This window comes from Streptomyces sp. WAC05292 (assembly GCF_003949955.1).
Taxonomy (GTDB): domain Bacteria; phylum Actinomycetota; class Actinomycetes; order Streptomycetales; family Streptomycetaceae; genus Streptomyces; species Streptomyces globosus.
The window spans coordinates 1-1,074 of the sequence record NZ_RPSE01000759.1; the positions used below are offsets into that span (position 1 = coordinate 1).

The 1,074-nt window shown below is 68.8% G+C and carries 1 protein-coding gene; it reads left to right on the plus strand.

What is annotated here, in order from left to right; translation table 11 throughout:
* The first annotated feature begins 120 nt into the window (after nucleotides 1-120).
* On the plus strand, nucleotides 121-1,074 hold the full coding sequence (locus tag EF903_RS32880) for an IS481 family transposase (protein ID WP_125548568.1): 954 nt from the start codon (nucleotides 121-123) through the stop codon (nucleotides 1,072-1,074).

The following is a 1,074-nucleotide window of genomic DNA, read 5'->3' on the forward strand; positions in this document are numbered from 1 at the left end:
TGTATTGACCCGGGAGGTTGTGGACGGGTGGTGCAGGTCTCGGTTGTGGGGTCTTGAACGGGTGAGGGCCTTCCGGGTTCGGTGTGGATTGCGACGTCTACACCGACCAGAAAGGCCCTCGTGCCCCACCGTAATGCACCCTTGACCGAGACCGGTCGTCTGCGTCTGGCCTGCTGCGTGGTCGAGGACGGCTGGCCACTGCGGCGGGCCGCCGAACGTTTCCAGGTCTCACCGACCACGGCCCAGCGGTGGGCCGCTCGCTACCGCGCCGTCGGTGAGGCTGGCATGGCCGACCGCTCCTCCCGCCCGCACCGCAGCCCGCGCCGGACCGCGACCCGCACCGAACGGCGGATCATCAAGGTCCGCCTCGCCCGGCGGTGGGGACCGGCCCGAATCGCCGGACTCCTGAACGTGCCCGCCTCCACCGTCCACCGCGTCCTGACGCGTTTCCGGCTGGCCCGCCTGACCCACCTGGACCGGGGCACCGGGACCGTCATACGCCGCTACGAACGCGAACATCCCGGCGAACTGGTCCACGTCGACATCAAGAAGCTCGGCAACATCCCCGACGGAGGCGGCCACAAGACCCGCGGTCGGCAAGCGAGCCGCAAGACCAAGACCGGCGTCGGCTACCAGTACATCCACACCGCCGTCGACGACCACTCCCGCCTCGCCTACAGCGAGATCCTGCCCGATGAGAAGAAGGAAACCGCCACCGCCTTCTGGCAGCGGGCCCAGGCCTACTACGCCGGCGTCGGGATCACCGTCGAGCGCGTCCTGACCGACAACGGCTCCTGCTACAAGTCGCACGCCTGGCGCGATCTGCTGGCAGCGGCCGGGATCACCCACAAGCGAACCCGGCCCTACCGGCCCCAGACCAACGGCAAGGTCGAACGCCTCAACCGCACCCTCCTGGACGAGTGGGCCTACGCCCGCTCCTACCAGTCAGAACAGGAGCGACGCGACGCCTTTCCCGGCTGGCTGCACACCTACAATCACCACCGCGGACACACCGCGCTCGCAGGCAAACCACCCGCCAGCCGCGTCCCCAACCTCACAGGGCAATACACCTAG